Raw genomic sequence first — 23,419 nt, 5'->3', positions numbered from 1 at the left:
ACATAAAAAAAGCCCGGCAAATACCGGGCTTTATATTTTTCAGAAGAATGAAATATTACATTTCTTCAGCTTCAACAGCCTCTTCTTTTTTCGCTTCTTTCTTTTCAGTGAGAAAGCTGAAATTTTCAGAATAATCCATCATCTGCTTTTCAAAAGATTCTGGCTGAGTCACCTTAATCGCAGTGATCTCCCCGTTCTCATCCATTTCAGGAACCAAAACAGGATTAATGAATCCGCTATATGGAGCCGATTTGAACTGAGCGTTTCTCTCCAATACTTCTTTATGCATCTTCTGGTCTACTTTTACTCCGTAGTTTTCCACAAGATCTTTCACAGCTTCGTAATCACCTTCAGACTTGATTCTCTGCGTCTCTCTTAAAAGCTCTCCGAAAAGCTCTCTTAGCTTCTGGTAATCTTTAATATCGTAATAGGTCTTTCCGTCTTTTTCAACTTTTTCGATCACTCCATCTTCCTTTCCTTTTTCATAAACCCAGGCACTTACCCACTGGCGGTTTCTCATATGAGCTTCTTCAACATCATCTCCTAGCTCCAATCTCACCAATTGTGTAACCAGACCATTCCTGATATAATCGTTGTAAGCAGCTTTTCCAAGCTCTTCAGCGTTATCTGTAAGTCCTAGCTCCTCGAGTTTTGGATCCATTAAATAATAAAGACCTACAAGATCGGCACGACCTTCTTCCAAAGTAGAAGCATAGCTCTTCAATGTTTCTTTGGTAGTTCCTACACCCTGGTTCAACTGACCTGAGGCGTGACCTACTACTTCATGAAGTGCGGTATGTAATTTATCGGCTTGCTTACCGTATTTTTCAGAAAGTGCGATTTCCTCTTCGTCATGAGCAAACTCTTTCAACCTGTCTGAACCACCAGCATTTTCGTAAGCATTGATGATATTCCCCAGGGAAACAGATTTACTTCCGTGTACTTTTCTTATCCAGCTTGAATTTGGAAGGTTCACGCCGATGGGAGTACTTGGAGAAGCATCTCCAGATTCTCCGGCAACGATCACTGTTTTATAAGTAACGCCAACTACAGAGTCTTTTTTATGCTCATCCATGATAGGAGAATTATCCTCGAACCACTGCACGTTCTCTTCTACCTTGCTCATCTTTTCAGACATGTCAAAATCCTTGATCTGCACGATGCTTTCGTAAGATCCGGTATAGCCTTTAGGATCGTTATAAACTTCTATAAAAGAGTTGATATAATCGATGTTTCCTTCTGTAGCTTCTACCCAGGCAACATTGTATTCATCCCAGGTTTGAAGATCTCCGGTGTTATAATAATCGATCAACAGGCCTAAAGCATTCGCCTGCTTTTTATTTTCGGCAACGGCTTTGGCTTTCTCCAGCCACTTTACGATCTCATCAATCGCTTCTCCGTAAAGTCCGCCACTTTTATAAACTTTTTCAACCAGTTTTCCATTTTCCTTTACCAGTTTAGTGTTAATCCCGTAAGCAAGAGGTCTTTCAGGATTTGGAGATTTTTTGTTGGCATAAAATGCATCAACTTCCGCAGCCGTGATTCCTTCACCGTACATGTTCACCGCTGAACCTTCGATCAACCCATCGGCTTCGTTCAGGTTTACTTTTTTAGCATCTTTATCATTAAAGATCACTTCGTAAGCTTCCCCGGTAAGATCTGTATTGGTTTCCTTTAGTAAAGTGTCGAAATATTCTTTGCTGAATTCAGGCTTCAACTTAGAATTAGAATAGTGGTGATGAATTCCGTTAGAGAACCAAACTCTTTTTAAATAAGTTTCAAAAGCAGTCCATTCTTCAGAAGACTTATCCCCATTGTAATTCGCATAGATATTCTCCAGAGCCTCGCGAATTTTGAGGTTATGACGATAATTCTGGTCCCAGATTATATCACGACCCGCAAGTCCCGCCTGAGTTAGGTAATAAACCAGTTTTTGCTCTTTTAAGCTAAGGTTTTCCCATCCCGGGATCTGATAACGCAGGATCTTAAGATCTGCAAATTCATCAGCTTTAAAATTGAAATCTTCCTGTGAAGTTTCTGCCTGAGCCGTTTCCGGATCTTTCTTATCCTCGTTACAGGACACGAAAGTTAGCGCGGTAGCTAACAGACAAGTACTTAATATTTTGTTCATGTTGTTAAATAATTTTGAGGCTCAAAGATATAAAAACAGGGAATCAATTTTAAATAAAACTGATTCCCTGCTAATTATGAAATTTGGCAAATTTTTTAAAGAGATTTATCCCGTTGGTCGAAATGACACCGAAACAAATTCAGGGTAACTTCTATTTTGATTTCTACGTCATGCTGAACTTGTTTAACTACGTTGAATCTTCGATTTCAGCTTCTCTTTAGATCCTGAATCAAGTTCAGGATGACTCTATAAGAAAATCTACTTTTTACTCATTTCGGTAAAATGCTTATAGAACCACGGAATGGTTTCGATCCCTTTCAGGTAATTCCAAACTCCAAAATGTTCATTTGGAGAATGTATCGCATCGGTATCTAAACCAAAGCCCATCAAAATGATCTTACTGTCCAGTTCTTTTTCAAATAGGGAAACGATCGGGATACTTCCGCCGCTTCGTTGCGGAATTGGTGTTTTTCCAAAGGTTTCTTCGTAGGCTGCACTTGCAGCCTGGTAACCAATAGTATCTATAGGGGTAACATAGGGATATCCACCATGATGTGGTTTCACCTCTACTTTTACTGAATCTGGCGCCAGACTCTCAAAATGCTTTTTGAAAAGTTCAGTGATCTCTTTCCAATCCTGGTTTGGCACCAGACGCATGGAAATTTTTGCATAAGCTTTTGAAGGCAAAACGGTCTTGGCACCTTCGCCAATATAACCTCCCCACATTCCGTTCACATCTAAGGTAGGTCTAATTGAACCTCTTTCTAACGTAGAATATCCTTTTTCACCGTGAACATCTCTAATGTCCAGTTTCTCTTTATATTCCTCTAAACTGAAAGGAGCTTCCGCCATTTTAGCTCTTTCTTCATCGCTTAGATTTTCTACATTATCATAAAATCCCGGAATGGTAATATGGTTATTTTCGTCAGTCAACTGCGATATCATCTGGCTAAGAATATTCAACGGATTTGCGACCGCTCCTCCATAGAGGCCTGAATGCAGATCGCGGTTTGCTCCGGTTACCTCAACTTCCACATAAGAGAGTCCGCGAAGACCGGTAGTAATTGAAGGAGTATCTTTAGAGATCATTCCGGTATCAGAAATAAGGATCACATCATTCTGAAGTTTTTCCTTATTCTCCTTGATCCACCAGTCTAAATGCTCGCTACCTACTTCTTCTTCACCTTCGATCATGAACTTCACATTACAGGGAAGCTCATCATTTTTGGTCATGTATTCCATGGCTTTCACATGCATATACATCTGTCCCTTATCATCACAGGAACCTCTGGCGAAAATTGCTCCTTCGGGATGGATCTTAGTTTCCTTGATCACCGGTTCAAATGGTGGTGAATCCCAAAGATCCAGGGGATCTGGCGGCTGAACGTCATAATGCCCATAAACCAGCACCGTTGGTAGATTCTTATCGATTATTTTTTCAGCGTATACCACAGGGTGACCAGGCGTAGGAGAAACTTCTGCCCTATCACAGCCTGCTTCAAGAAGCCTGGCTTTTAAGGCATCTGCCGCTTTTAGCATATCACCTTTATACGCAGGATCGGCTGAAATTGAAGGAATCTTTAATAAATCTAAAAGTTCCTCCAGAAATCTGTCCTTATTTTTATCTAAGTATTCTTTTATTGAATCCATGAATTAATTTTCAAGTTTGCGTAAAGTTACTAAGTTCTCTTTGGAAAACTATAATGCTTTCCCCTACTCTTTTCATAAGCTAAACCTAAACTTTTTCAGTTTTTCTAAAAAATTTTATGATCTGGCTGAAGGCTGTAAATCAACATCTTAAAAAGACCAGTTTTAGCAGTCTTATTTATTCAGAAAAAAATTTCAATATTTTCATCTTTCATTATTTGATTTTTAAAAACTATAATTATATTTGCACCCGCTTAAGTAATTAAGCAGGGAATCACAACGAGTCCTAAGTGTTGTGAAACTTTAAATGCGGGCGTGGTGGAATTGGTAGACACGCTAGACTTAGGATCTAGTGCCGCAAGGTGTGGAGGTTCGAGTCCTCTCGCCCGCACCAAATGAAAAGCCGACTTTAACGAGTCGGCTTTTTTTATGATATTAAATTATTAACTTGAAATTTATATCTTCCTAATCCTGCTGTATAAATGAATATTACTATTGAGAATATTTTATTAATAGGTTCACTGCTCTTATTCATTAGTATTCTGGCTGGAAAAACCTCCTATAGATTTGGTGTACCTACTTTAATTTTATTTCTCCTGGTCGGAATGCTGGCAGGGTCTGAAGGCATTGGAGGAATCTATTTTGACGAACCTAAAATCGCCCAGTTCATTGGGATTGTAGCCCTTAATTTCATCCTGTTTTCCGGAGGCTTGGATACGCGCTGGAAAAGTATTAAACCTATCTTATGGCAGGGGATTTCTCTTTCTACATTAGGGGTGCTTATTACGGCTGTTTCTATTGGTATTTTTGCCTGGCTAATTACCAATTTCAGTCTTATGGAAGCTTTATTACTGGGGGCTATTATTTCATCAACAGATGCCGCCGCTGTATTTTCCATCTTAAGATCTAAAAACCTGGCATTACGTTCTAATTTGAGACCTACTCTGGAATTGGAAAGTGGTAGTAACGATCCTATGGCCTATTTTCTTACTATCGCATTCTTAAGTCTGGTCATGAATCCTGAAGATACTGTATGGAGTATAGTTCCCATGTTTTTTCTTCAGATAACAATTGGAGCCATCGCAGGATTCGCTTTTGGGCAATTAAGCAAAATCATAATTAATAAAATTAGATTAGGTTTTGAAGGCCTCTATCCGGTGCTGGTAATTTCGCTTATGTTTATCACTTTTTCTGCTACAGATGCGATAGGAGGAAATGGGTTTTTAGCCGTTTATTTATGTGGGGTTTATCTTGGAAATCAAAACCTTATTCATAAAAATACCATAATTAAAATGTTCGACGGGCTAGCCTGGCTAATGCAAATAGTATTATTCCTTACCTTAGGTCTTCTTGTGTTTCCTTCTCAGGTAATCCCGGTGGTAGGTATTGGATTAGCCATAGCTGCAGTACTCATTTTTGTGGCCAGGCCCATTGCTGTTTTTCTCAGTTTAAGCTTCTTTAAAATGAAATTTAAACGAAGGCTTTATATTTCTTGGGTAGGTCTAAGAGGTGCTGTTCCTATTGTTTTTGCAACCTATCCACTTATAGCGGGAATTGAAAAAGCAAATTTGATTTTTAATATCGTTTTCTTTGTTTCCCTTACTTCAGTCGTAATTCAGGGAACCAGCCTTTCGGCCGTTGCACATTGGTTTGGGGTTGCTCTGCCTAGTTCTGAAAAAAAATTATCTCCTGTAGATAAAATACTTATGGATGAAAGTAAATCTCATTTACAGGAGATTGAGATTCCTGAAGGCAGTATAGCCATAGGAAAAATGATTGTAGATCTTAAACTCCCAACTGGTGCAATTATAGCGATGATCACTCGAAATAATAACTTTATCACTCCTAAAGGAGATACCATATTAAAGGAAAACGATATCCTTTTAGTTCTTACTGAGGACAGGTCTAATTTTTTACTTGTCAAGAATCAGCTGGGATAATTTGAAAAGAAAAGATTATTTAAAAATTTTCATATTCCTAAATTTCCAGTTTCAAAACTCGCTTATTATTACAATTGTAAAAGTGCATTAGTTAGAAATAACCGAGTTTTTGGATAATTTTTACAGATATATTCCAGCTTTTTTGAACATCACAATTTAAGGAATTTTAAATGCAAATAATTTTTATGAAAGTCCTGGAATATCTTCCATTTTTCCATTTTTAGATCTCCCCAAAATTATCACATCCTTAATATCTTTATATTCTTCAATAGCAAGCAATAGCTGTTCTTTAGTATCTCTTCTAATTTTGACACCAGAACTCTTATTTTTATTCCTGACTTCTATATAATATCCGTCTCTTAGATCCTTTGGTTTGGTAGAAGGTCGTCCCATTTTCTATAATAAATTTTTCAATAATACGTGAATATATTCATTAGGCGAACCTGATGATTCATTTTAAAATTTAAATGTATGTAATTAAAAAAACAAATTTGTCTAAGAATAATCATACTTATCTTATTCTATATAGAATTTTTCAATACCAAATCTATTATTTAAATATAGAAATGATTTTAATAAGTAGCCATACAACTTAAATCAAATAGAAATATACACTTACTCGATCAAAAAACGCACCATAAATAGATAAAAATTAATTCTAAGTCACGATCCTTTATTTTTTTCCTTAAAATTTCAAATTACAAATTCATTATTAAATATAAAAACCTTATTTACAGGTGATTAAAATATTTCACTATCTTAGTGAGCCCTTTATCTCTTATATTAGATGCAGTGCTCCCCCACTTCCATTTCAAAATTGAAAATCAGCTTTACTTCACCTACTTAGAAAACAACCAAAATAATAGTTATGAAATCAAAAGCTACAATTTTACTTTGCATTATTAGCGTATTACTTTTTAATGTGAACCTTCTTGCTCAAGGCAATCCAATCATTAACCTGGAAGTGGACACGGAAAATATTGACGAAAACAATATTGATGAGACCGCTACATTCGGACAGGCTTCTGAAATTAAAAACAAAGATTTTACCCTGGATGTAAAAATAGGAGATGTGATCATCTGGAAGGGGAGCGCTACTCCAGACAGTGGTGGCCTGGTAAGAATAAAATTATTTAAGCATGATGAGGGTGTTAAATTACTTGGAGCTGGAAGGATTTCTGAACAAAACGGAACAGGGGTGGTGGTAGGAAAAGTACAGGAAGGAACACCGGGCGATATAGAAAAATACTCCATTAAATTCGAGGTAAGAAAAAGAGGCTCTCAAACCTGGACAGAATATACGATTGATCCAAAACTGAAATTAATTCCGCAAGATTAATAATTTTATATGCAGATATCCTGGATGCATATATGCTTATTGAAGTACAGGAAATCTCTGTTCCTGGTATTTTCTATTATTTTTCTATCTGGTAATACTATTGCCCAGGATCAGGCAATTGCCGATAGTCTCGAAAAAATTTATAGCTCCAATTACAAGTTGCAGAACAACCTGAAACTTTTGAAAGAACTTTCAGAAAATTCTATAGCTCCCTATAAAAAATTAAAGTTCTCCAATGAACTTTTAAAAGCTGCAAAAGAAAAAGATTCTTCTACTTACATCTATTCAGGATATCTTCAGAAAGGAAATGCACTGGCTTCAAGAGGTGATTTTAGCGAGGCTCTGGAAAGTTACTTTAAGGCAGGTTCGGTTGCCAGGAACGAAAAGGAACTGGGATTAATAAAAGTCACGCTAGGTGATGTTTACTCCCTAACCAGGAATCATGACAGGTCTATTAAATACTACAACGAAGCTATAGCGATTTTTCGAGGAACAAACGATTCTCTTACTTTGGGATCTGTCATATTTAATGCCGGGGACGGATATCTTAAAAATAATCAGATTGATAAGGCCATCTTATATTTAAATGAATCTGAACAAATTTTTAAAAATATCAATTTTGACCTTGGACTTGCTTATTGTGCTGGCACATTGGGACTTGCTTATGCCAAAATGGGTAGAAATAAAGAGGCCGAAATAAATATAGGTCAGGCAATTCAAACTCTTGAACGCGAGGGAGATTATTCTCCCATCTGTGAATTTCTAAATGGAATGTCTGATATTTATACTGAAAAAAATGAAGATTCTACAGCAATAGAATTTGCAAGTCTCAGCCGGGATCTGGCAAAAACTTACGGATTCAAAAATGAAATAAGGGAAGCGAATTTAAGGTTATCCCAGATTTATGAAAAAACAGGAAATACCCCTGAAGCCTATAAATTCTACAAAGAGTATATTACCTATAAAGACAGTGTGCTGAATGTTTCTACTGCCCAGAATATCGCGGGATTACGTGCAGATTATGAAGTTGCTCAAAAACAGGCAGAAGTAGACCTGCTTAGTGAGCAAAGAAAAAATCAGCAACTCGTGGTTATTTCTATTGGCGTTGCTTCATTTTTGATATGTTTGCTGGCTTTCGGACTTTATCGCAGAAACAGGTTTATTAAAAGAACCAGCGCTATCATTGAAAAAGAGAAAAACCGGTCTGAGCTATTATTGCTCAATATTCTTCCGGAAGAAACCGCCCGGGAACTCAAAAAGAATGGTAAGGTTCGCGCTAAGAAGTTTGAATCGGTCACCGTATTATTTGCCGATTTCAAGAGATTTACACTCATAGCTGAGAAACTTCCTCCGGAAAGGCTTATAAAAACAATCGATTATTATTTCTCGCAATTTGATAAGATCATGGAGAAGTATGATATAGAAAAGATAAAGACGATTGGAGATAGCTATATGGCCGCAAGCGGACTCCCATTTCCCACTCAGGATCATGCATACCGAATTTTAATGGCCGCCTTCGAAATGACTCAATTTGTTAAAGAAACAAAGGAAAATTCACTTTATGATGATGCTAATTTTGACGTTAGGATCGGTCTAAATTCAGGTCCCGTGGTAGCAGGAGTTGTAGGTACAAAAAAATTCGCTTACGATATTTGGGGCGATACCGTTAATATTGCTGCTCGTATGGAATCCCATTCTGATATAGGTAGAATAAATATCTCTGAAAATACTTATGAACTCGTTAAAGATAAATTTGAGTGTGAATATCGCGGAGAAGTAGAGGTGAAAAATGGCAGAATCCTCAAGATGTATTATGCAAATATTGCTAAGGAAAACGAAGAAAAAATAGCTGGATAATTGATTATTGTAAATAATGAACAACTACCCTTAAATTTCTAGTACTTCAGATATTGAACTATCTAATCTGCTCTTACTCGAGATTTCTGTTTTTTCCCATGAGAGAGGAATCTTCCTGTTATAACCCAGCCTACACCCACTCCTATAAGCATTCCTGAGAGTAAATGTACATCTGTTCTTGTAAAAAAATAACCGATAAGAATTCCGCTTATAATAGCCCCGATTCCTAAGATCCGTACTTTATTCATTATATCGCATTTATAGGTCTTGCGATCTAAATGCGGAGTAGGGGCGGCATTCGTGTAGGTTAAGACCTGATTTCTTTTGCAAACATAAACATTTTTTTAAAAAATATGTAGTGGTTCTTTCTAAAGATGTGGTACTTACAGAAAATTTAGCTGTGCAAAAATTATCATTTTTCTAAAAGCTGATTGTTATCCTAAAATAACTGCCAAATTTCCTATTTACGGGTCTAAAAACAATCGGACTCAGAGTTCCAACTCAAAAAAAACAGAGATAATTTTACTCTCAGTAATTAAGCATTTTCACAAACTTCTTTCAGTTTTTGAAGCGCCTTTGGCCATGTTTCTTTAAAGTAATTTTCCCAGTTCTCATCGGTATCCATTTCTACTTCCACACGGGTTGCTCCATTTTCATCTATAAACCGGTAATTTTCAAGAGCACCCGCAAATTCTTTTACCTTCTCCCCTTCGGTTATTTCCTTTTCATCTTCAATAATCCCAAGGTGTTCTATACTTATAAATTCATAGGGAATATTTTCTTTGATCCTGCTTACCATTCCGCCGGTATTTCCTTCCTTATCCTCTCCTACAAATATAATTTTAGAACCTTTATCCCAGGAACCTTCATATCGTGAAGCAGGGTTGAACACAGAAGTCCAATCGTTATAATGGTCTTTATCAATCATAGTTTTATAAGTCTTTTTTACCGAACAATTGATAGTTGTAGAATAACTTATTTTTTTCATAATTATTGATTTTTAGCTAAGCTTCTAATTTACATAATTAACTATATTACAATAATTTAAAATTGTACTAAGCCTTTAATTACAGATTATCCAGTAATAGGATATTATTTTTTGGAAACCTGGTTTTGAGAAAGTCTATACATCAAAACAGCGGCTCTTTTGGCCTGGCGAGAAACCATATTCAGATTCCCCGTCTCATTCACTGTATGATCATCGGCACCACTTAAGCCAAGCCCGTCTGCTGCCATTTCCACATGACCGGCAGTAAATGAAATATCAGCCGCACCTGCATTTCTGGGATTTACCGCCGAAACGCTCCCGAATCCAAGATCCTGACTTATCTCATTGTAAAATTCCAGCAATTTTGAATTTCCTTCGGCAGGATCCAGAGGAGGATAACCGCCATCATCGAAACTTAGTTTTGTCTGAGTCTGCGGATAATTATCTGAAACTATTTTAGCCATAGTAGCTTTGGCACTCTCCAGCTGTTCTTGCGAGACCGCCCTGATATCACCACGAATTAATGCTTTTTGAGCGACCACGTTCGTTTTACCAGAAGCTGAACCTCCCATATTGTCTTCTTCCGCATCTACTGAAGTTCCCCCAAGAATAAATCCCGGATTAAAAGTGAGGTTTTCTTCGGTTGAAAGTTGAGAATAGAATTCATTCAATATTCTTGAAGCCTCATAAATAGCTCCCACCCCTACTTTATAGGTAAAAACCTGTGAAGAATGAGCGGCATTTCCATTTACTTCAAGTTTCCAGCTGGATGAACCCCTTCTTGAAGTGACGATGGTCCCGGGGTTCCCATCACCATTTTCAAAACCCAGGGCGACATCAGCCCATTTAGCTCCATCTACGAGATCCTTTTTTGAAAGTTCTATAGGATCTCCGCTTTTTTCCTCGTCTCCGGTCATTACTATTTTTACTGACATCTCATCAAGAATACCTGCTTCCTTTAAAGCCCGCATAGCCAGGATAATCACCACATCGCCTCCTTTCATATCGGCAACTCCCGGCGCTTTCATGATAGAATCATTCTCCATACTTGAATTTTGAAAAGGGCTGTCCAGTTCAAAGACCGTATCCAGGTGACCAATAAGCAATAACTTAAGTCCCGGTTTACCTTCATGAGTAGCGATAAGATGTCCAGCGCGACCATACGCCTCTCCGGAAGTAAGCTGTGTTTCAAAACCCAGCTTATCGAGTTCAGCCTTAAAAAGCTCACCAACTTCACGAACTCCCTTAAAATTCATAGTTCCACTATTGATATTGACTGCTTTCTCCAGCAATTTCAGAGATTCATCGGTATGCATATCTACCGCTTTTATTATCTTCTTCTCAGTTTTATTAAGCTGACTGAAACCACTAATTGAAAAAGAGAAAATAAATAGAAAAATAAAGGTTCTTAGTATTAATTTCATTAGAATATCACATTGAAAGAGGCTTCACCCCCGGTTGATTAATTTTGGACTCTATCCTGAAAAGCTCAGGCCTGTATTTCGATAAAAATACAAAAAAGAAGCAGGTTCTCTTAAAGGAATACTTGGGTCTACCACAAGCATGCTTTGCATAATATGAAAATATTTGCTCTCTTATTTATACCGCAGAAGCTATGAGTATGACATTTATTGCTTTGTTCTGTAATTATTATAATTTCAACGAAGCTCTAAAACCGCGTGCCGCATAGTAAGATTCTGCTCCATTGTGATAAATAAAAACCTGGTTATAGCGAAAATCTCCAAAGATGGCTCCGCCCAGTTTCCTTATATCAGATGGAGTTTTCAACCAGCTGGAAGTTTTGGTGTCAAAATTTCCCAGTTTCTGAAATTCCAGATATTGTTGTTCTGTTAAGATTTCAATACCCATTGATGCTGCCGTCTTCACCGCACTATTCTTAGGTTTATTTTGCTTCCTTGATTCAAGTGCATCCTGGTCATAACAAAGACTTCTTCGACCAGTGGGACTTTCTATAGAACAGTCATAAAAAAGATATTCATCGGTATCTTTTTTTTGATCAACCACATCAGGCTGCCCACCGGTTCTTTCCATTTCATAAATAGACCAGATTTTTCCTGGATTCGCTTCAAGTTTATCCCGGATTTTCGTCCAATCCAGACCTTTATGACGATTCATATTTTCCTCGAAACGGGTCTTTAAAACGTTTATCAATTCTTCCTTTTGTTGAAATGACGGATCTTTGTGTTTTGCCATATGTGTGATATTAGATTAATTAGGAAGTTAATTATTTTCTTTAACCTGCTTCACTGTGTAAGGTGAAGAAAATTGCGTTTCTCATTAATAGATTCATCGGAATATATTATTCTAATGGAGGTAGCCTGAATTATAGAATTTCAAACCTTCATATTTCTCACTTCTCCTACGTACAGGTAAACTAGCTGTGAGCAGCCTTAAAAATTACAGCTAAAAATTGTGAATATTTCTTTTCCTGTAGAATATTTCCGATTCTTATTAAATCTATATTTGCCGGCTGAAAATAAATTCGCCAGTGATAGTATGCTGAGGAGGTAACTTTGATTATTGAAACGCGGCTCATTGATTCGGTCAAAAACTTTCAATTACAAAAATTGTGTACTCACATGTGTATAAAATATAGAATTTCTACACAGTTATAGTATGAAAAACGCTCCACAGCACGGCAAATATGCAATGGCACGGGAGTTGCTAATGGATTTCAACATTCTTTAATAGAATAAAAATTATGAATTCAAAAAATATGAATTTTGCAAATAACAAGACTGCAATAAACCCTTCTAATACTTCAGATACATCTTCTAATACTAAAAATCCCAAGAATATTTGGGGAATCGTAGTACTTGCGAGTACTTTTATTTTAATGATCGTAGCTGCATTCCTGGTATATTATTTACAGAATGATTTTTCAGAATATAATACTGAGAGAATCAATTCTAGCTGGGGATTTGTATTCTTTATAATTGCCAGTGCCTTATTTTTATATAGAGCTGGATTTTTCGTGTATAATCTATACTTGTATTTTAGATATAAACCAATTAAATCTGTCTCTAACGATAAACTACCCACAACCACGGTGATCGTGCCAGCCTACAATGAAGGTAAACAGGTTTATGCTACCTTATTAAGCCTTGCTAAAAGTGACTTTCCGGAAGAGAAATTACAACTACTGGCTATAGACGATGGTAGTAAGGATGATACCTGGTACTGGATGCAGGAGGCTAAAAATTTACTTGGTGATCGCCTGTCAATTTACCAGCAACCAAAAAATAAAGGAAAGCGACACGCTTTATATCGTGGATTTAACCTGGGGACAGGGGAGGTTTTTGTAACGGTAGATAGTGACTCTGTAGTAAATCCAGACACCTTAAGAAATCTGGTAAGCCCGTTTGTTTTGAATGAAAAATGTGGTGCCGTTGCCGGTAACATAAGAGTTCTAAATAATGAGAAGGCTCTGCTCCCTAAAATGCTTAATGTAAGTTTTGTACTTAGTTTTGAATTTGTTCGTTCCGCTGAAAGTTCTCTGGAATCGGTACTATGTACTCCCGGTGCACTAGCCGCTTATCGCAGAACAGCTGTTTTTGAATGTCTGCCGCAATGGATCAATCAGACGTTTATGGGAAAACCTTCTGATATTGGTGAAGATAGGGCAATGACCAACATGATCCTGAAACAGGGAAAACATGTATTATTCCAACGTAATGCCTACGCCTATACCAATGTTCCTGAAAAATATAAAGGTTTATATAAGATGTTCATTAGATGGGGAAGAAGTAATGTTCGTGAGAACATTGCCATGTCTAAGTATGTTTTTACAAATTTTAGAGAAGGATCTAAACTTGGTTCGCGACTACTTTTTATAAACCAGTTTTTAAAGATTATTATGAGTTATCCACTTATTTTAGTGATGCTATTTTTTGTGATCTCTCATCCAGTACTCTTTATAAGCTCCACCTTATTAAGTATCCTTATTTTTTCAAGTTTTCCAGTATTCTTTTATGCTAAGAAATACAATACTTCTGAATCTTTCTGGGCATATTCTTATAGTATCTTATACACATTCGGTTTATTCTGGATCACTCCCTATGCCATTGCGACTGCGAGCAAAAGTGGGTGGCTTACCCGCGAAATAAGTCAGAAGAAATAAAACCTTATTGATCTTCCGGCATTGTTAATATTTAATAAATGCCGGAAAATTATTTTTTATGGTAAGGTTCAATGAAATTTTTGAGAAATTCAGCAGAGATCTCTGGATTCGCACCTTCCTTTGCGGCTACTAAAGCACCCACAGCGCAAGCTTTATCTAAAGCCTGTTGTGGTTCATCTCCCTGTAAAAGTTTAGCCAGCAAGGTTCCCAGAAAGGAATCCCCTGCCCCAACCGTATCTTTCACATTGATTTTATACCCTGAATTATAATAGAGTTTTTTATCGTGCATTAATAACGCACCATGCCTGCCCTTGGTAACACAAATTTGTTTTGCTTTTGATTTTACAGCGATAAAAAGCAGATTCTGTTCCAGGGAATTATATTGTGACCCCATCATTCTCGCAATCTCGAAAAGCTCATCATCATTGAATTTGAGAAATTCTGCATGGTGCATCAGTTCAAGTAAAAGTTCTTCCGTATAATGCGGCGGCCGTAAGTTAAAATCCAGTACACGGTATTTCGCCTTCGGAATAAGTTCAAACAAAGTATTCCTGCTTACCTCATCACGGCAAACAAGGCTTCCGAAGATAAAAGCATCTGAATTCTTTACTGAAGTTATCATCGTATCTGTAAGTTCAATTTTATCCCAGGCTGAAGGATAATTGATATCATAGGTAGCAGAACCCGCTGCTGAAAGCGTCACATTTACCATTCCCGTGGGATTTTCTTCATCTTTTAGAATATTCCCGGTTTCAATATTTGCAGTGCTGAGATACTTAAGCAATTTCTCCCCTTTTTCATCAACTCCTACCCGGCTTATCATTTCTGTTTCAATACCCATACTGCTTAATCTGCTGGCCACATTCAGGGGTGCACCACCAATTCTTTCCCTATCAGGAAATACGTCAAAGAGGATCTCTCCAAAACAAACAGCTTTTATTTTTTTACTCATGTGGTGAAATTAGGTTTTTTTGGACTACATGTCCTGGTTTTCGGTTTTCTTTTCGGTCTTTTCTACCTCATTAAATTCCAGTTCATAAGCTTCCAGATTACTTACCGTAAAATCTTCCAGGCTGGCAAAGCTGAATTCATCCCAGGGCTGATTCGGAAAGAAGATCTCGGTAATAACGGTTTTCCCGTCATCAAAGAACATTTCTATTGAAGTTTTATCCAAGAGGATGATCGCACTTAGACTATCTGAATCTGAAATTCGTGGAGCCGTAGCTATTTCTGAAGCGAACTTATCTGAAAAATCAGTCTGTCCCGCATGTGACCGGTTCATACTGAATTGCCTTTTAGCATGATCATAAGAAACGATAAACTCTTCTCCCACCGCATTAGCAAGCCTGAAATTATATGTTGTTTCCTTAAGATCATTAATTTTGAACCTTATCTCTGCTCTTGCCAGGTCAATATCTTCCTTGTCCAGTGCTACAGAATTTCCACTGATATTAAACTTTTCGATAAGATAATCTACAGTTCGATATTTTTTTAATTCTTCTACCGGTGCTGAAGTTACCAGGTATTGATCTTTATCTTTTATTAACTTCAATTCTCTGGCCACGGTCATGGCACTCCTCCAGGTTTCAGTAGGAACTTCCTGCGCATACAGCCAGTTAGACATCCAGCCTATGAACAGTTTCCTGCCGTCATCTTCTGGAATATTCGCCCAGGTAACTCCCGCATAATTGTCTCTTCCGAAGTCTATCCAGAAATTATGCTTTTCTTCCAGAGCCTTCATATTCTCTTCGGGTGTAAATGTTTTTCCATCAAAATCTCCCACGAAATACTGGGTTCCAGAACCGCCATTGTATCCGCCTGGATTCAAACTTTGGATCAAAACCCATTTTGTTTCATTTGTACCTTCAACTTTCATAGGAAAAAAATCGGGACATTCCCAAACTCCGTCATGTGCTCCGGTATTTTCTCCAAACTCTGAAATTTTTGTCCATTCCTTCAAATTCTGTGAAGAATAAAAAATCGTCTTTTCCGTGGTAGCCAATACCATTAGCCACTGTTTATGAATATCGTCCCAGGTGACCTTTGGATCCCTGAAATCTTTTATTCCCGGATTAGGCAAAACGGGGTTACCTTCATATTTGGTCCAGGTAATTCCCTCATCCAGACTATAAGCAATTGCCTGTGACTGGTAATCTATCTCTTCATTCTTTTCTCCTTCCGGATCATGATAAGTGAAAATCGCCACTACCGGAGTTTTGCCATCTTTCCCAAAACCGGAAGTATTGTTTTTATCAACCACTGCACTTCCGGAAAAAATATAGCCTTTTTCATCTGGATATAGTGCGATTTCCTGTTCCTCCCAGGTGATCATATCCTTACTGGTCGCATGTCCCCAATGCATAGGTCCCCAGACATTTTTATCTGGATAATACTGAAAATACAAATGATAGGTTCCATTAAGATAGAACATCCCATTAGGATCGTTCATCCAGTTCTTTTCAGGGGTAAAATGAAAATTTGGTCTGAAGTCTTCATCGGTCTGCACTTTTACCTCAGCTACTTCTTCCGCCTTTTTATCACTTTTACAAGAAGCCAGGCCTAACAACAGCACACCCAGACAGATAATTGATTTTAATTTTTTCATAGTGGTCATATTTTCAAACTACTTTTCTATAGATAATTCAGCACTTAACTCTTCCAGTGATTTTCCTTTCGTTTCCGGCATCATAAAAATTACAAATAGCAGCTGTAAAACCATCATAAAAGCAAAGAAAGCAAACACATAACCCGGACCTATATTTGTAAAAAGATAAGGAATGGTAGAGGGAATAATTGCCGCCAGTACCCAATGGGTGGATGAACCAAAAGCCTGTCCCGAAGCACGTAAACGATTAGGGAATATTTCTGAAATAAATACCCAGATCACTGCTCCCTGCCCTATGGCATGAGATGCGATAAAAAGGAAAAGGAAGATAGGCACCCATAATCCACCCCAATTTAAAAAGAAGGCGGCGGCTACTAATGAAAGTGAAATTATATAACCGATAGATCCATAAAGCATGAGTTGCTTCCTGCCTAGTTTATCAATAAGAAAAACGCCCAGCAAAGTGAACAAGAGGTTCACCACTCCAATCCCTATACTACTTAACAGCGCCGTACTCTCACCCAAACCTGCGGATTCAAAGATACGGGGAGCATAATAAAGAAAGGCGTTAATCCCGGAAAGCTGGTTAAAAAAAGCGATCAAGAATGCCAGCATGAGCGGAAACCTATATTTCTTCATAAAGATATTTTCCCCGGTAAGTTCTTTGTCATTCAGATTTTTTATCTCCTGAACTTTACTTTTTACATCAATTCCAGGGTTTATAATGGCCAGCACCTTTTCAGCTTCAGAAAACCTTCCTTTAGAAACAAGCCACCTGGGGCTTCTGGGTATAAAGAATACGAATATAAGATAGATAAATGCCGGTAAAGCTTCAATACCAACCATCCAGCGCCAAGGCTCTGCCCCGGTATTTCTAAGCAGATAATTGGAAAGAAAAGCAATAAGAATTCCTAATACAATATTGAATTGATAAAGGGAAACCAGCTTTCCCCTTTGATTGGCAGGAGCGATCTCTGAAACAAATGCCGGGGCAGCAATAGTTGAGGCTCCCACACCCAGTCCACCCAGAAACCTGAAAACTGCGAAGGTAATCGGATCGTTTGCGAAGGCAGATCCTAAAGCTGATATGAAATAAAGAACCCCAATGATCATTAGGGTATTCTTTCTTCCGATCTTATTAGTGGGAATACCTCCAAAAATAGCACCTACCACTGTACCCCAAAGTGCCATCGCCATCACTACCGAACCGTGAAAAGCATCTGAAGTATTCCATAAAGCCTGAAGTTGCTTATCTGCTCCCGAAATAACCACGGTATCAAAACCAAAAAGAAAACCGGCAAGTGCCGCGCTTATAGACCAGGTAAGTATTTTATTCATATCTAGATTATTATAAGGAGTTGGGCTGGATTGTCAAATATTGATAAAATCATTGTTTAATATTTAGATAGCCAAATTAGTTAGCCGTAGAATTTATACATTTTCTGAATAATAAAGCTTTCCAAAGCATAAGAATTAAGAAATTTTCCTGCGGAAGGATCGAAAAATTTATTGATAAGTATATTAATTCCAGACAATTAGGCCTCCTAGTATAATAAATCTGTAACAGAGTACTTTCCAGATCGTTGTTTTAGTATAATTCATAATTAAAACCATCAATATGTTTAAAAGAGTCTGTATTCTAAGTATTTTATTATTCTCCATAAACTCCATGCTTGCTCAATCCAGTACTTCAGACACGATAGAAACTACTTTAAATTCGATTTGGAAGAGTGACCAGGAGATTCGTTTTGAACTTATCAAGCTTCAACAAGAAGGAAAGATGAAATCTGACGAATTCCAGCTTTTAGTTGAAAAAATGAAAAAACAGGATTCTTTAAATTTAATTCAGGTAAAGTCTATTCTGGATAATGGCTGGCCAGATAATTTAAATATGCAGGCAAATCAAACCATATTTTTAGTGATCCAACATGCCGATCTACAAACCCAAAAACAGTATTTGCCAATTATAAAAAATGCTGTAGAAGAAAATAAAACTTTGCCCAGCAACTTAGCATTATTAAAGGATCGTATTAATTTACGTGAAGGAAAAGAGCAAATTTATGGCAGTCAGGTTTTTATAGATTCCCAGTCTGGAAAAAAATATGTTCAGCCTCTTCAAAATCCTGAAAAAATTGACAGTCTAAGGGCTGAAGTGGGTTTACCTCCCATGCAGGTCTACCTAAAGCAATCCTTTCAAATGGACTGGAGTTTAGAAACTTATTACCACGATCTACCGGAAATTAAAAAATTGATAGAAGAGAAATCTAAATAGTTTTAATTCAGCAAGCACTATTCTAAAGGCCAGAATACAGGTACAAGTACAAGGATAATTGCGAGCAGAATGATGGTTAAAGGAACACCTGCCTTAATAAAATCCATAAACTTATATTTTCCGGGACCATAGACGAGAATACATGAAGGTTCAAAAGGGGTAATAAGTGAAACAGAAGCTCCCAGCATGATGGCTATGGCAAAAGTACGCGGATCTGCCTGAAGTATTTCTGCAGCATCCATGGCTACAGGGAGGATTACCAGTGCAGCAGCGGCATTAGACATGGGCTGGGTAAGTAGGATCACCAGGATCACAAAGCCGGCAAGTACCCAGATAGTACCCAGCCCGCCCAGCAGCCCGATGATACTGTTCGCCAGAAATTCTGAAGCACCGGAATTATGCATGGCCGTTCCAAAGGCGCTCATCCCACCAATTAAGATAAGGAGTTTCCAGTTCATGATCTCATAGGCACGCTCTACGTGCAGCGCTCCACTCACTACCGTTGCCAGTGCGGCGGTGAGAAATGCTATGGAAAGCGGAACCAGTTCTAGCGAACCGGCAATTATTGCTAGCAGGAAAATAAGGGCAGAAAAGATCCCTTTTCGTTCCTTGAACATATTTACCCTGAAATCTTCCAGCACCGAAAATTCGGTGGAGTTTCTAATAGAATTTAAAGTTTCCTCAGTTCCCTGTACCAGCAGTACATCTCCTATTTTCAGTTTAAGACTTCCTATTTTCTGCGATACCATTCCGTCAAATCGATGGATGGCAAGAACCACCAGGTCATAATTTTGCCTGAACCGGGTTTCTTTAAGACTATGATCCAAAAGCCTGGAACCGGGGGTGATCAAAACTTCCATAAGACGTATTTTATCACTCTGTATATCTTTGGTTCCTATGGTATCTGCACGAACATTCAAGCCTGTATGCTCCTTTACTTTAATAAGATCTTCCATTTTGCATTCTACCAGCAGTATATCCTCCGGCTTCAGAATGGTGGAAGAATTCGGGATAATTTCTTCCTTTCCCCTTATGATCTTGATAATTTTCACCTCCCATTTAGACAGATCAGATAAAAATGCCTGCTGCCCAATAAGGGAAGATCCCTGTGGAATTACTATCTCAGACAGGTATTGTTTTATTTTATATTCTTCAGTAAAACTGCCTTCCTGCCGATCTGGAAGAATCTTTTTCCAGAAAATAAGCATAAAACCTATTCCTACCACAGAGAGGATAAGACCTATCCAGATAATTTCAAAAAAATGCAGGGGTTCCAGGCCTACCGACGCAATATATCCACTCACAGCGACATTGGTAGAAGTACCAATAAGAGTACAGGTGCCTCCCAGAATAGAGGAATAAGCCACAGGTATAAGCACCTTTGAGGGACTTATTTTCAACTTTCGGCACATTCCCACCACCGGGCCGGTGACCAATGCAGTAACCGTGGTATTATTCATAAAGGCTGAAAATGAGCCGGTAATAAGCATGGTATAAGCTATAAATAAGGACCTGCTTTTTATGCCTTTTATCAATTTCGAACCCAGTTTATCCAGTAAGCCGGTTTCAGATAAAGCTCCGGATATAACAAAAATCGAAGCCAGAATGATCATAAAATCACTGCTGAATCCCGCAAAAGCTTCTGAGGGGGAAAGAATCCCGGTTAGACTTAAGATTACCAGCAAACCTATCGTTACAACATCTACAGAAAAAGCTTCCGTCGCGAAAAGAATTATGGCTACAACGAGCAAACCTATAACAATCGCTATTTCCATAATTACGTAATTAGAAGGGAATTAAATATAATTAAAATAGAATAACACCTGAGATTTAAAAGATTTATATTTCAATTCAAACCATGATCTCCATTAAATTATATCTAAAGTATAGAAAAGCTCAACCTATTCTCACTATCTTCATATCCCACCAGTAATCAAAACTTTATAAGTGTAAATTAAGAACGAGTTCTCCTTACTGTTTAGAATACTATGAATGAAAAAGATGTTCTTTTTGGTGCTTATGTGCGTCCCCTTACATGCCTTTTCACAATCCTGGCTTACTAAAGAAGAAGATTATTTTTTTGTTAGTACCGGTGTGGATATTAGGAATGCCATTTTTGGCGGTACCGTGAATGATGCTGCTTTTGATGGCACTTATAGTATTGGATACCGAAATGCTGGATTTAGTATCCTGGCGTATTATGAGAATTTCTCGGCGATTCGTTATGAATCTGCCGGCTTGAATCCGGGTTATGTTTTCCGGCCTGGTAAAATACTGGTCCCTGTTGCCGATATCTCGCTTTCATTTATTAGAAGACCCTGGAAAGTCTTTCCCTCACTTGCACTTAACACCAGAATAGAATTTCACTTTTCAAAATTCTTTATTTATTTGCGCGGAGAATCCCGCTGGCGAACAGACTATGATTTTTTTCAGGTTTCGGTTTATGGAGGCATTAGTTATAAATTCGGTTTTCCTGATTAAAATGAGTTTTCTCCTCCTGGCTTTGTCAAAAATTTAACTTGAGCTAATCAATTTTTGTATAATTTTGGGGCTTTGCCAACTAGCTAATTATGGAAATATTCTTACAACCCGATACCTGGGTAGCCTTATTAACATTAACTTTTTTAGAGATCGTACTGGGGATAGATAACATCATTTTTATTTCTCTGGTAGCCGGAAAGGTTCCGGCAGAAAATCAGAAAAAAGCCAGATTAGGTGGTTTAACCATAGCCCTGGTAATGAGAATTCTTCTACTACTTAGTATTACCTGGATTATTGGACTGACCGAACCGGTAATAACGATAGCAGATTTTGAATTGAGCTGGCGAGATATTATCTTGGTTGCAGGGGGAATATTTCTATTGGTAAAAAGTACCCTGGAGATCCATCATAAAGTAGAGGGTCAACAAGCTACTGCAGAAAATGGTGGAAAACCTACTAGCACTATGTCTTTTAGTTCTGCCATAATCCAGATCGTGCTCCTGGATCTTGTATTTTCTTTTGACTCTATCTTAACTGCCGTGGGACTTACAGACCAGGTAATTCTAATGGTCATCGCTGTTATAGTAGCCATCATTGTGATGATGATATTTGCAAAACCCGTAGGTGAATTCGTAAATGAGCATCCTACCATACAAATACTTGCGCTGTCATTTTTAATACTAATTGGGGTAATGCTTATCGTAGAAGGTGCACATTATCACGTGCCAAAAGGATATATCTATTTTGCGGTATTTTTCTCATTAGCTATAGAAATGCTGAATATGAGATATCGAAAAAAGAATTGATCAGTTCAGGATCTCATAATGTATCGGCTTAAAACTACCTCCATTGCTGTCTTCAGCAGAGCACGCAGTGAGTCCAACAATTAGATCCATTTTTGCTTCCATAAGCACATAGTCTCCGGCTTTGCTTAACGGGGGATCCACGCTTATTTTTCCGTTCAGATCAAACTGAACATTCATGAAAATATTGAAGGCTGTGGGAATATCATCCGGCTCAATATCGAATTTTGCCAGGTTGGTGTAAAGGTTTTCAAAACAGCTTGGATGGTATTTATCATTCTTATACATGATCTTGAAAGTTTCAGGACTACAGGGAGCCAAAAGAAAATCATTTCTCCCGTTGGTATCTTCCAGGATCTCCATCATCTTATTGCTGCGGTTGCTCCAGAGAAAGTCCCCTTTGGTGATCAAAATATTTTCTTCAAAATCCAGGGTTTTTCCGCTGGAAATCTTTTCCCGTTTGTCGCCGGCATTAAACAGCACCATATCGCTTACCTGCTCGCCTTGCGGATCTATTACCTTAAGCAACTGACCTTTTTTAATTGTAAAAGCAGCTCCGCTTTGCTTCTTGATTATTTCCATATTTTGAATTTTGACCTAATCGATCCTGTTCTCTTTTTTTATTGCTTCTGAAACTTCCTTATCATTGGTGTTTTCAGAATTTTTTAGCTTGTTTACCGTACGTTCTATATCTTCCTTGCCATAGCCCTGATGTAATTTTGCGATACCTTCTACTTTAAATGGCTCCAACCAGAACCCAGTTATTAAGGGGATATGTTCTTCTAACATTTTATCGGGCAGATCTTTATAATAAAGTGGATTTTCCTGATCTCTTTCAAAACGACTTACCAGTTTTTGCAATGAATTTTCCAGCTCTTCCCTCGATTGTAGTCTTATCCTGGCATTTACATGAACGGCAGAATAATCCCAGGTACTTATATCTTTTTCTTTATACCATGAAGAAGAAACATAGGCATTTGCTCCATGAAAGATCACCAGCGCTTCGGCTCCATCTTTTAGATATTGCAGTTGCTCATTGTGCCTGGCAATATGAGCATACAATTGCCAGTTATTTGGATCTCCTTCTATAAGAACGGGAATATGAGTTCCCAGAAGGTTTTCACCTTTCAGAATAAAAGTCGCAAAAGGATGATTTTGGATAAATGAAAAAATAAATTCCTTGTTATCTTTCCGGTACTTCGAGGGTCTGTACAT

Annotated in this window: 20 protein-coding genes and 1 tRNA gene; 8 read left to right on the top strand and 13 right to left on the bottom strand. The window is 37.8% G+C overall.

Annotated features, from left to right (window positions below):
* Positions 1-55 precede the first annotated feature (55 nt).
* Together LGQ90_RS13510 and LGQ90_RS13505 are read right to left on the bottom strand one after the other, a co-directional pair.
* Complete coding sequence (locus LGQ90_RS13510) at positions 56-2,131, bottom strand: dipeptidyl peptidase 3 (protein WP_229341754.1); 2,076 nt, start codon at positions 2,129-2,131, stop codon at positions 56-58.
* 258 nt (positions 2,132-2,389) lie between these two features.
* Positions 2,390-3,781, bottom strand: coding sequence for a dipeptidase (locus LGQ90_RS13505; protein WP_229341752.1), 1,392 nt, complete (start codon positions 3,779-3,781; stop codon positions 2,390-2,392).
* Positions 3,782-4,087: 306 nt separating this feature from the next.
* On the opposite strand from LGQ90_RS13505, the gene LGQ90_RS13500 reads away from it, so the two are divergent.
* Both LGQ90_RS13500 and LGQ90_RS13495 read left to right on the top strand, forming a co-directional pair.
* A tRNA-Leu gene (locus tag LGQ90_RS13500) sits at positions 4,088-4,172 on the top strand.
* Positions 4,173-4,260: 88 nt separating this feature from the next.
* Positions 4,261-5,718 (top strand): potassium/proton antiporter, encoded by a 1,458-nt coding sequence (locus LGQ90_RS13495; protein WP_229341751.1) that lies wholly within the window; start codon positions 4,261-4,263, stop codon positions 5,716-5,718.
* A 183-nt stretch (positions 5,719-5,901) separates the two neighbouring features.
* Here LGQ90_RS13495 and LGQ90_RS13490 read toward each other — a convergent pair whose 3' ends face one another.
* Positions 5,902-6,111: a hypothetical protein gene (locus tag LGQ90_RS13490; RefSeq protein WP_229341750.1), complete on the bottom strand. Its 210-nt coding sequence runs from the start codon at positions 6,109-6,111 to the stop codon at positions 5,902-5,904.
* Between the two features lie 475 nt (positions 6,112-6,586).
* Between LGQ90_RS13490 and LGQ90_RS13485 the strand changes: the two genes are divergently transcribed.
* The gene (locus LGQ90_RS13485; protein WP_229341749.1) at positions 6,587-7,057 is read left to right on the top strand and encodes a hypothetical protein; all 471 of its coding nucleotides are present in this window, start codon (positions 6,587-6,589) and stop codon (positions 7,055-7,057) included.
* Positions 7,058-7,066: 9 nt separating this feature from the next.
* Positions 7,067-8,914, top strand: a complete 1,848-nt coding sequence (locus tag LGQ90_RS13480) for an adenylate/guanylate cyclase domain-containing protein (protein ID WP_229341748.1) — start codon at positions 7,067-7,069, stop codon at positions 8,912-8,914.
* 62 nt (positions 8,915-8,976) lie between these two features.
* Here the strand turns inward: LGQ90_RS13480 and LGQ90_RS13475 are convergent, their stop codons facing one another.
* The 4 genes from LGQ90_RS13475 to LGQ90_RS13460 form a co-directional block, all read right to left on the bottom strand.
* Positions 8,977-9,162 carry a hypothetical protein gene (locus LGQ90_RS13475; protein WP_229341747.1) on the bottom strand — a complete coding sequence of 62 codons (186 nt, stop codon included), beginning with the start codon at positions 9,160-9,162 and terminating at the stop codon, positions 8,977-8,979.
* Positions 9,163-9,449: 287 nt separating this feature from the next.
* Positions 9,450-9,902, bottom strand: a complete 453-nt coding sequence (locus tag LGQ90_RS13470; protein ID WP_229341746.1) for an SRPBCC domain-containing protein — start codon at positions 9,900-9,902, stop codon at positions 9,450-9,452.
* 104 nt (positions 9,903-10,006) lie between these two features.
* Complete coding sequence (locus LGQ90_RS13465) at positions 10,007-11,326, bottom strand: M20/M25/M40 family metallo-hydrolase (protein ID WP_229341744.1); 1,320 nt, start codon at positions 11,324-11,326, stop codon at positions 10,007-10,009.
* 226 nt (positions 11,327-11,552) lie between these two features.
* Entirely contained in the window at positions 11,553-12,116 is a 564-nt protein-coding gene (locus LGQ90_RS13460; protein WP_229341742.1) for a DUF4256 domain-containing protein, read from the bottom strand.
* A gap of 508 nt (positions 12,117-12,624) precedes the next feature.
* On the opposite strand from LGQ90_RS13460, the gene LGQ90_RS13455 reads away from it, so the two are divergent.
* On the top strand, positions 12,625-14,043 hold the full coding sequence (locus LGQ90_RS13455; protein WP_229341741.1) for a glycosyltransferase family 2 protein: 1,419 nt from the start codon (positions 12,625-12,627) through the stop codon (positions 14,041-14,043).
* A 49-nt stretch (positions 14,044-14,092) separates the two neighbouring features.
* Here LGQ90_RS13455 and LGQ90_RS13450 read toward each other — a convergent pair whose 3' ends face one another.
* From LGQ90_RS13450 to LGQ90_RS13440, 3 genes are read right to left on the bottom strand one after another with little or no spacing between them, the layout of a single operon-like run.
* Positions 14,093-14,995: a carbohydrate kinase family protein gene (locus tag LGQ90_RS13450; RefSeq protein ID WP_229341740.1), complete on the bottom strand. Its 903-nt coding sequence runs from the start codon at positions 14,993-14,995 to the stop codon at positions 14,093-14,095.
* A gap of 24 nt (positions 14,996-15,019) precedes the next feature.
* Entirely contained in the window at positions 15,020-16,648 is a 1,629-nt protein-coding gene (locus LGQ90_RS13445; protein ID WP_229341739.1) for a glycoside hydrolase family 32 protein, read from the bottom strand.
* Positions 16,649-16,666: 18 nt separating this feature from the next.
* On the bottom strand, positions 16,667-17,986 hold the full coding sequence (locus LGQ90_RS13440) for a sugar porter family MFS transporter (RefSeq protein ID WP_229341738.1): 1,320 nt from the start codon (positions 17,984-17,986) through the stop codon (positions 16,667-16,669).
* Positions 17,987-18,266: 280 nt separating this feature from the next.
* Between LGQ90_RS13440 and LGQ90_RS13435 the strand changes: the two genes are divergently transcribed.
* Positions 18,267-18,920: a DUF6624 domain-containing protein gene (locus tag LGQ90_RS13435; protein ID WP_229341737.1), complete on the top strand. Its 654-nt coding sequence runs from the start codon at positions 18,267-18,269 to the stop codon at positions 18,918-18,920.
* A 17-nt stretch (positions 18,921-18,937) separates the two neighbouring features.
* Here LGQ90_RS13435 and LGQ90_RS13430 read toward each other — a convergent pair whose 3' ends face one another.
* Positions 18,938-20,695 (bottom strand): SLC13 family permease, encoded by a 1,758-nt coding sequence (locus LGQ90_RS13430; RefSeq protein WP_229341736.1) that lies wholly within the window; start codon positions 20,693-20,695, stop codon positions 18,938-18,940.
* A gap of 217 nt (positions 20,696-20,912) precedes the next feature.
* On the opposite strand from LGQ90_RS13430, the gene LGQ90_RS13425 reads away from it, so the two are divergent.
* The gene (locus tag LGQ90_RS13425; protein WP_229341735.1) at positions 20,913-21,401 is read left to right on the top strand and encodes a hypothetical protein; all 489 of its coding nucleotides are present in this window, start codon (positions 20,913-20,915) and stop codon (positions 21,399-21,401) included.
* Positions 21,402-21,490: 89 nt separating this feature from the next.
* On the top strand, positions 21,491-22,207 hold the full coding sequence (locus tag LGQ90_RS13420; RefSeq protein WP_229341734.1) for a TerC family protein: 717 nt from the start codon (positions 21,491-21,493) through the stop codon (positions 22,205-22,207).
* Here LGQ90_RS13420 and LGQ90_RS13415 read toward each other — a convergent pair whose 3' ends face one another.
* Entirely contained in the window at positions 22,208-22,786 is a 579-nt protein-coding gene (locus LGQ90_RS13415; RefSeq protein ID WP_229341733.1) for a DUF1989 domain-containing protein, read from the bottom strand.
* A gap of 15 nt (positions 22,787-22,801) precedes the next feature.
* Positions 22,802-23,419, bottom strand: coding sequence for an FMN-binding negative transcriptional regulator (locus LGQ90_RS13410; protein ID WP_229341732.1), 618 nt, complete (start codon positions 23,417-23,419; stop codon positions 22,802-22,804).

Origin of the sequence: Christiangramia sediminis (assembly GCF_020552705.1) — a bacterium.
Taxonomy (GTDB): domain Bacteria; phylum Bacteroidota; class Bacteroidia; order Flavobacteriales; family Flavobacteriaceae; genus Christiangramia; species Christiangramia sediminis.
This window is presented reverse-complemented; position numbering and strand designations above follow the sequence as displayed.